General features: G+C 58.5%; 8 protein-coding genes and 1 pseudogene. 5 read left to right on the top strand and 4 right to left on the bottom strand.

Annotated features, from left to right (window positions below):
• Positions 1-75: 75 nt before the first annotated feature.
• Entirely contained in the window at positions 76-762 is a 687-nt protein-coding gene (modB, locus tag AAC035_RS16270) for a molybdate ABC transporter permease subunit (protein ID WP_339805996.1), read from the bottom strand.
• Between the two features lie 27 nt (positions 763-789).
• Complete coding sequence (gene modA, locus AAC035_RS16265; protein WP_339805993.1) at positions 790-1,557, bottom strand: molybdate ABC transporter substrate-binding protein; 768 nt, start codon at positions 1,555-1,557, stop codon at positions 790-792.
• A gap of 293 nt (positions 1,558-1,850) precedes the next feature.
• Between modA and AAC035_RS16260 the strand changes: the two genes are divergently transcribed.
• The 3 genes from AAC035_RS16260 (at position 1,851) to yghU (ending at position 4,206) form a co-directional block, all read left to right on the top strand.
• Positions 1,851-2,906 (top strand): endonuclease/exonuclease/phosphatase family protein, encoded by a 1,056-nt coding sequence (locus AAC035_RS16260; RefSeq protein ID WP_339805990.1) that lies wholly within the window; start codon positions 1,851-1,853, stop codon positions 2,904-2,906.
• 66 nt (positions 2,907-2,972) lie between these two features.
• A complete protein-coding gene (locus tag AAC035_RS16255) occupies positions 2,973-3,182 on the top strand; it encodes a hypothetical protein (RefSeq protein WP_339805999.1) in 210 nt (69 codons plus the stop codon).
• Positions 3,183-3,327: 145 nt separating this feature from the next.
• The gene (gene yghU, locus AAC035_RS16250; protein ID WP_339805988.1) at positions 3,328-4,206 is read left to right on the top strand and encodes a glutathione-dependent disulfide-bond oxidoreductase; all 879 of its coding nucleotides are present in this window, start codon (positions 3,328-3,330) and stop codon (positions 4,204-4,206) included.
• A 24-nt stretch (positions 4,207-4,230) separates the two neighbouring features.
• On the opposite strand, the gene AAC035_RS16245 is transcribed toward yghU, so the two are convergent.
• Positions 4,231-5,085 carry a M90 family metallopeptidase gene (locus AAC035_RS16245; protein WP_339805987.1) on the bottom strand — a complete coding sequence of 285 codons (855 nt, stop codon included), beginning with the start codon at positions 5,083-5,085 and terminating at the stop codon, positions 4,231-4,233.
• Positions 5,086-5,348: 263 nt separating this feature from the next.
• Between AAC035_RS16245 and AAC035_RS16240 the strand changes: the two are divergent.
• A pseudogene (locus tag AAC035_RS16240) lies at positions 5,349-5,567 on the top strand (DUF1272 domain-containing protein); the annotation flags it as partial.
• 81 nt (positions 5,568-5,648) lie between these two features.
• On the top strand, positions 5,649-6,719 hold the full coding sequence (locus tag AAC035_RS16235) for an alpha/beta hydrolase (RefSeq protein WP_339805997.1): 1,071 nt from the start codon (positions 5,649-5,651) through the stop codon (positions 6,717-6,719).
• Between the two features lie 57 nt (positions 6,720-6,776).
• Here AAC035_RS16235 and AAC035_RS16230 read toward each other — a convergent pair.
• A partial coding sequence (locus AAC035_RS16230) for an alpha/beta hydrolase-fold protein (protein WP_339805985.1) occupies positions 6,777-7,497 on the bottom strand: 721 nt, incomplete at its 5' end.

Raw genomic sequence — 7,497 nt, 5'->3', positions numbered from 1 at the left:
CCTGCAGTGGCAGTTCGCTGTCCACCCTGAGCTCGAAATCCTCGCCGTACTGCAGACGGGCGGCGATATGCAACGTCATAGTCTGGCCACCTCAAAACGGCGGTTAATGCTGTAGACCACGAAGAGAGTGACAAAGGCGAAGACCAGCAGCATCAGCGACAGGCTGTGGGCGGCGGCGTAGTTCATGCCCTCGGCATGGTCGTAGATGAGCACCGACAATACCTTGGTTTCGCCGGGTATACTGCCGCCAAGCATCAGAATGACTCCGAACTCCCCCAGGGTGTGGGCAAAGGTCAGGGTGGCGGCCACCACAAAGCCACCCCGGGTCAGCGGAAAAATCACCGTGCGAAACCGGTCTACGACCCCGGCCCCCAGGCTGCTGGCCACCTCCACCGGGCGTTTGCCAAGATTGCTGAAGGCCTGGGTCAACGGCTGCACCGCAAAGGGCATGGAATAGATCACTGAGGCCACCAGGATGCCTTCAAAGGAAAACGCCAGATGGTGCAGCCCCAGGTTCTCAAGTGTCTGTCCCACAAACCCCCGCGGCCCCAAAACGATCAGCAGATAAAACCCCAGCACCGTTGGCGGCAGCACCAGTGGCAGAGCCACTACCGCCTGGACGATCACCCGGACCGTGGAGCGACCCTGGGCCAGCCACCAGGCCAGAGGCGTGGCCAGCACCAGCAGAATAACGGTGGTGTACAGACACAGCCTGAAAGTGACTTCGATGGCCTGCCACTCTGCTGGCCCAAGTGAAAACATATAGTGTCCTTTCTGGAAAGCGGGCGGTTACTCCGGCATCTCGAAGCCGTAGCGGATCATTATGGCGTGGGCGTCTTCGGTGGTCATAAAGTCAGCAAACGCCAGCGCTTCGGGCTTGTTTCCCCCGCGCCGGGTGACCACATAGCCCTGGGTCAGCGGCCTGTGCAGGGCCTCGTCGATGAGGTAATGATTGTGTTTTGCCAGATCCGGAAACCGGGCCAGCGACAGGGCGATGATACCTGCCTGTGCGGCACCGGAACTGACCATCTGCGCGGTATGGGCGATGTTCTCACCAAACACCAGCTTGCCCTGCAACGCGTCCCAGACACCGGCGGCCTGGAGGGCCTCCTTTGCCCGCATGCCATAGGGAGCGTGTGCTGGCTGGGCAATGGCTATGCGGCGGATCGAATCTGTGGCCAGGTCATCAAAGGTGAGACCAGCTGCGTCCAGGGTGGTACTCCAGATCACGATGCGGCCAAGGGCGTAGACTGCGGGTTCGGTGGCGGTCAGGCCCTCCTCATGGAGTCTTTCCGGGAAGGCAATGTCGGCGGAGAAGAAAAGGTCGTAGGGCGCGCCGTTGATGATCTGCGTGGTCATTTTCCCGGAGGAGCCGTAAATAACCTCGATGTTGGCATCGGCGTGGGCGTCACGATAGCTGTTAACAATGTCATCCAGTGCGTAGCGAAGGTCTGACGCTGCCGCAATGCGTAGCGGTTCACTGGCCTGCAGTGGGTACGACAGCAGCAGAGCAAGGACTGTCAGCAGCGTTCGGCCGGGAAATCCCCAAAAGGCCATTCAATGTCTCCCGTTCAATGCCTGTCCGGAAGCGGCATTTTCTCATTGATCATCCGGTTATCGCGAACAGAATACACTGTCGCAAGCAGATTACAGAGTTGGCTGGTGCTTCGGCTTTGCAACGGATAATGGGATTTGCCTCAGCAGACAGTGTTGCGTGATTATACCAGTCGAGCTTGCAGATACCGATCAGGGCGCAGTCGCAGGCCCTCAGCCACTTGTCAGTGCCCTTGTGATTTTCAAGGGGGGACCTGTCACCTTTATTCACTCGGCACCCAGGGATCAGCAACAAAATGGAATTCTATTTTTTACTGACAGCCACCCTTGTTCTGGCGGTGCTGACGTTCTTGCCGGTTTTGCGATTTGAAGCCTGGTGGATTCGTCTGTGGGACTTTCCCCGGCTGCAGCTGGCGGTGTTCATTGTTGTGCTGCTGATCGTTCAACTCACACGACTGGACCTGTCCGAGCCTGTCAGCTGGGGCCTGGTGGTGATTGCAGTGGCTTGCCTGGCCAATCAGGCCTGGTGGATCCTTCCCTATTCGCCGTTCTTCCGAAAGGAAGTGGTAAATGCCAAAGGCAAGCGTGGTGAAGCCCTGGCCGTGATGACGGCCAATGTACTGACGCCCAATCGCAACGCACCGGCCCTGGTCACTTTGGTCCGGCAACACCGGCCGGATATTCTGGTTACCCTGGAATCGGATCAATGGTGGGAAGATCAACTGCGGGAACTGGAAAGCGATTATCCTCACACCATTAAATGCCCCCTCGATAACCTTTACGGCATGCATGTCTACTCCCGCTTGCCACTACAGGATGCTGAAACCCGGTTCATGGTGGAGGATGACGTGCCTTCGATGCACGCCAAAGCCGTGCTTGCTTCAGGCCGGCAGGTACGGGTTCACTTCCTGCACCCGGCGCCACCAAGCCCGACCGAAAATGACGAATCCACCGAGCGGGATGCGGAGCTGGTTCTGGTGGCCAGAGAGGTTGCCGATGAGTCCGGCCCGATTATTGTGACCGGTGACCTGAACGACGTGGCCTGGTCGGAAACGACCCGGCTATTCCGAAAAATCAGCGGGCTGCTGGATCCCCGGGTGGGGCGCGGCATGTTCAACTCCTTCCATGCTGAGCACTGGTTAATACGCTGGCCACTGGATCACGTGTTCCACAGTCACCACTTCACCTTCGGCAGTATGAGGCGGTTACCGGCTTTCGGCTCGGATCACTTTGCTATTCTCACTACCCTGGTCCTTGAACCGAGTTCCCAGGACGAGGAGGATGGCCTGTCAGCGGATAAAGACGACCGCGAGCTGGCGGATGAAAAACTGGCCCAGGCCAACACGGACTGATCGCCTGATCTTTTTGAACCCAAACGTCACAGAGGTGCATCAGTGACCCCGGAGCAACTCGATGTCATGCTGGAAACGATTCCCGACGTACGGGATGGCCTGACCCGTACCGAGCGAATCATTCTGTACGTGCTCGATAAAACCCAGAAAGAGCTGAAAGGGCGTAATGTTCCGACGGTTATGCTGTATGGCCGGGTGCTGGAGCACGTAAATCTGAGTGAAGCTGAACTTCACCTCTATCTGGATCGGCTCGGGGTCAAAGGGGATGGTCGTTAAAACATCGGGCGCCACACGCCTGCTCACGGGTAACTGATCTGATCACACGCCCCGGGCGAACTACTACTGCACGGGCTGGTAACTTCCTTGCGTACCTGAGCTGTTACGCTACAGTCAGGGAACCTGATAATACGAGGACATTTGAATGAGCAATGAAACCTACACGCCACCAAAAGTCTGGAAATGGGATGCTGAAAGCGGCGGCAAGTTTGCCAGCATCAACCGGCCTGTGGCCGGACCGACCCATGACAAGGCCCTGCCAGTGGGGAAAAACCCGATTCAGCTATACTCGCTGGCAACTCCTAACGGTGTGAAGGTCACCATACTGCTGGAAGAGCTGCTGGAAAAGGGCATCACCGAAGCAGAGTACGATGCCTGGCTGGTCCGCATCACCGAGGGCGAGCAGTTTGGCAGTGGCTTTGTGGAGGTGAATCCCAACTCCAAGATTCCGGCCATGATGGATCACAGCGTGAATCCGCCACTGCGGATTTTCGAGTCTGGCTCCATGATGCTCTATCTTGCAGACAAGCACTGCGAGTTCATTCCGAAGGATATTCACGGCCGTACCGAGTGTCTGTCCTGGCTATTCTGGCAAATGGGCAGTGCACCTTTCCTTGGTGGTGGCTTTGGCCATTTCTACGCCTATGCGCCGGAAAAGTACGAGTACCCCATCAACCGTTACACCATGGAAGTGAAACGTCAGCTGGATGTGCTGGACCGGCAACTGGCCAACAACCGCTTCATCGCGGGTGATGAGTACAGCATCGCCGACATGGCTATCTGGCCCTGGTACGGCGCTGCCGTCACCAACAAGGTTTATGATGCAGCCGAATTCCTGGAAGCCCACACCTACACCAACGTATTGCGCTGGACCGAGGAAGTCGCACAACGGCCAGCGGTAAAACGCGGTTATAAGGTAAATCGGACCTGGGGCGAGCCGGCTAACCAGTTGCCGGAACGTCACGATGCCAGCGATTTCGAACTGCGTACTCAGGACAAGCTGGATGCCGCCGAGAAAAGCTGAGGCTGGCAGAACAGGCGGTTCTGATCAGGCCTCCCGGAAGGTTGTCGGATCCAGCCGGTAAAAGCCGGACAGCGCTTTGTACACTTTCGGTTGGACCTGTCGCAGATGTTCGGGCTGCTGGAAAAAGGCTTCGGTCAGCACCGCAAAGAATTCCGCGGGTTCAGTGGCGCCATAGGGATCCAGCCACGGTTTCGCGGCTTTGGATCCTGCGTGGAAGTTGGCGGTCATCCCCAGCGAAGCCTGCAACTGGGCATAGGCCTCGCTCATGGTGTGTTGCCATTGGCGGGCCTCCTCTCCGGATAGGGGCGGTGCGCCGTCTGCACTGCCGTCCAGGAAATCCAGCTGGTGGGCGAACTCGTGGAGTATCACGTTAAAGTCCTGTTCCGGGTGGGCCAGACTTTTCTCACAATCCGTCCAGGAAAGCACCACGCGGCCAAAATCCGATGCTTCCCCGGCGCGGATCTCATGTTGCACACTCACCACCGGACCGTCGTTGTACTCTTCCCGCACATGAAAAGCGCTGGGATACACCAGAACGCTGGTTACGTGGTCAAAATCGCTGAAATTTCTCGCAACCACCAGCAGGCAGGCATGGCCCGCAATGGTCACGCGAACCCGGTCGTCCACCTCGAAACCATCACAGCCGTAGAAGTCCTTCTCGGCGAGAAACAGGCGCACATGGTTTTCCAGCTGTTGTTGCAGTGCCGAGGGCAATCGCCGGTACAAGGGTATCTGAGTTTTCATCAGCTCCCGCCAGGTGTCCGGGAGCGGCCGGGCAAGTACGCGCCGACGCTTCCAGGTTCGGTAGAAGAACAGCCGGAACACGGTCAGCGACAGCACAAGTACCGCAAATACGGCGAAAACCAGAACCGGGGACATTGTTAATAGCCTGCGGAAGGTGGGGTGTCCGTTTATAGTACCCGATACTTCTGCCAGATTGGCCGCTTACGGTTACGCACCATCCTGTCCGTGAAAAGACGCTGGCTACTAATGGTTGGCAAGAATGAGCGGAATCCTGGGCCATGTCAGTGGGCCAGTTCAGGATTGCTCCCGCAGAACAGAGAAGGTGCCTTTGAGCGCCGCCTCCGGATTGGTTGCTGTGCTAAGCTCATGGCCTGGTTCAATCAACAACCGGAAACCCCATGCTCGAGCTGCGACCCAACTGCGAATGTTGCGATATCGACCTGCCACCAGGCTCTGCAGACGCCCTGATCTGTACTTTCGAATGCACCTTCTGTGCTGACTGTACGGAGCAGGTGCACCACGGCGTTTGTCCCAACTGTGGCGGCAATCTGGAGCGCCGGCCGCTCAGGCCTGAGCGGCACCTGGAACGGCATCCACCTTCTGGCAAGCGGGTGTTGGCCGGGACCGCGATTTCCCGGGATCTGCCGTTGCCTGAGGGCATCCGCTCGCGGCGGATTCGTAACGGCAACGGGTTGTGCATGCATGTGCTGGAAGCCGGTTTTGAGTCATCAGGCCGTCCCTGTATCGTGCTGCTGCACGGCTTCCCGGAGCTGGCCTACAGCTGGCGGGAACTGATGTTGCCGCTGGCCCGGGCCGGGTATCATGTGGTGGCACCGGATCAGCGGGGTTACGGCGCTACTCAGGGCTGGGATGCCCGGTTTGAGGGTGACCTGGCCTCCTATCGCATGCTGAATCTGGTGCAGGATGTGGTGGGTCTGGTCTTCGCTCTGGGGTATGAGTCAGTGGCAGCGGTGGTGGGCCATGATTTTGGCTCCCCGGTGGCGGCCTGGTGTGGGCTGACCCGCCCGGATCTGTTTCACTCGGTGGTGCTGATGAGCGCGCCCTTTGCCGGGCCGCCCCCGGCGCCGTCGAACCCGGATGCGGATCCTGCCGAGATTCTGGATCAGGCGCTGGCCGCTCTGAATCCACCCCGAAAGTATTACCACCGCTATTTCAGTACCCCGGATGCCAATGCCAACATGCTGGACGCGCCCCAGGGGCTGTCTGCCTTCCTGCGAGCCTATTTTCACTTCAAGAGCGGTGATTGTGACCACAATCAGCCCCACCCGCTGGCGGCTCGCAAGGCCGAAGAGTTTGCGAAAATGCCTACCTACTACGTGATGGACCGTTCTCAGGGAATGGCGGAGACGGTGGCCCCCTTCATGCCAGATGCAGATCAGATCCGCCGCTGTCACTGGTTGCCGGATCAGGACCTTGAGGTGTATGTGCAGAGTTATGGCCAGACGGGCTTTCAGGGCGGGCTGAACTGGTACCGGGCGGCCAGTGATCTGAAGTTCCAGAAAGAGCTGCAGGCCTTTGCCGGTAAAACCCTGGATGTGCCCACCTGTTTTATTGCCGGGGACCGGGACTGGGGCGTGCATCAGGCACCGGGTAATTTCCAGCGTATGCAGAACAAGGCCTGTACCCGGCTGCTGGGCTGTCACCTGGTGGAAGGTGCCGGCCATTGGGTGCAGCAGGAGGCTGTGGCGGAAGTAACGGCTCACCTGCTGGCGTTTCTGAAGACCGCTGCAATGCAGCCGTCTGCATAAAAAAGGCTCTTGCTGACAACGCCAGCAAGAGCCTGCTCATCAACAGTCAGGGCGACTTCAGGAACCGCAGCCTTCGGTGTTCACAAACATCAAAGGCAGGGTCTGGTGCAGGTGACGACGGAAGCTGTCCATGTCATGGCCGCCTTCGTGCTCCTGGGTCAGGGTGCGGACGCCGTTGCGATTCAGAATGTCCAGCGTTGCCCTGGTATTGCTGTAAGCGATGTCATCGAAACCTGCTGCCATATAAATGGGCGTATTCAGCTTGCTGTTGGTTTCGGGGTCTTGCAGCACACTGCGGAAGTTCCGCTCGAACTGACTCTGGGCCGAGGCAAACCAGCCAGAGCCATAGCTGAACATGTGACTGAAGAGGTCCAGATTGGCGAAGCCGGTGTTGAACACCACGAAGCCACCCTGGGACAGGCCGGCAATGGCCCGGTGGTCACGGTCTGCGACCACGTTATAGTTCGACTCGACGTGGGGCATGATGGTGTTCTTGAACAGATCGGTGCAGGCATCGCTGCCGCCGGGCGTGGTGGGGGTCATGGAGGCACAGCGACTGGTGTTGGGCATGACCACGACCATCGGCTTGATGCGTTCTTCAGCGATCAGGTTGTCCAGAATGACGTCGGCACTGCCGCCCCAGCTGTTGTCCCGACTGGTCCAGTTGGAGTCATCCTGACCGGCACCGTGGGCCAGATACAGCACGGGATAGCCTTCAGCCAGGTTTTCGTCATAGCCAGGGGGCGTGTAGATGTGAAAGCGGGTGTTGGAACGGCCG

Source organism: uncultured Marinobacter sp. (genome assembly GCF_963974375.1).
Lineage (GTDB): Bacteria > Pseudomonadota > Gammaproteobacteria > Pseudomonadales > Oleiphilaceae > Marinobacter.
Note: the sequence above shows the minus strand (reverse complement) of the source record. Positions and strands in the feature narration are given on the sequence as shown.

Bases quoted from the DNA above. Each gene is read 5' to 3' on its own strand.
- modB (WP_339805996.1), bottom strand. From the start codon at position 762: ATGTTTTCACTTGGGCCAGCAGAGTGGCAGGCCATCGAAGTCACTTTC.
- modA (WP_339805993.1), bottom strand. From the start codon at position 1,557: ATGGCCTTTTGGGGATTTCCCGGCCGAACGCTGCTGACAGTCCTTGCT.
- AAC035_RS16260 (WP_339805990.1), top strand. From the start codon at position 1,851: ATGGAATTCTATTTTTTACTGACAGCCACCCTTGTTCTGGCGGTGCTG.
- AAC035_RS16255 (WP_339805999.1), top strand. From the start codon at position 2,973: ATGCTGGAAACGATTCCCGACGTACGGGATGGCCTGACCCGTACCGAG.
- yghU (WP_339805988.1), top strand. From the start codon at position 3,328: ATGAGCAATGAAACCTACACGCCACCAAAAGTCTGGAAATGGGATGCT.
- AAC035_RS16245 (WP_339805987.1), bottom strand. From the start codon at position 5,085: ATGTCCCCGGTTCTGGTTTTCGCCGTATTTGCGGTACTTGTGCTGTCG.
- AAC035_RS16235 (WP_339805997.1), top strand. From the start codon at position 5,649: ATGCATGTGCTGGAAGCCGGTTTTGAGTCATCAGGCCGTCCCTGTATC.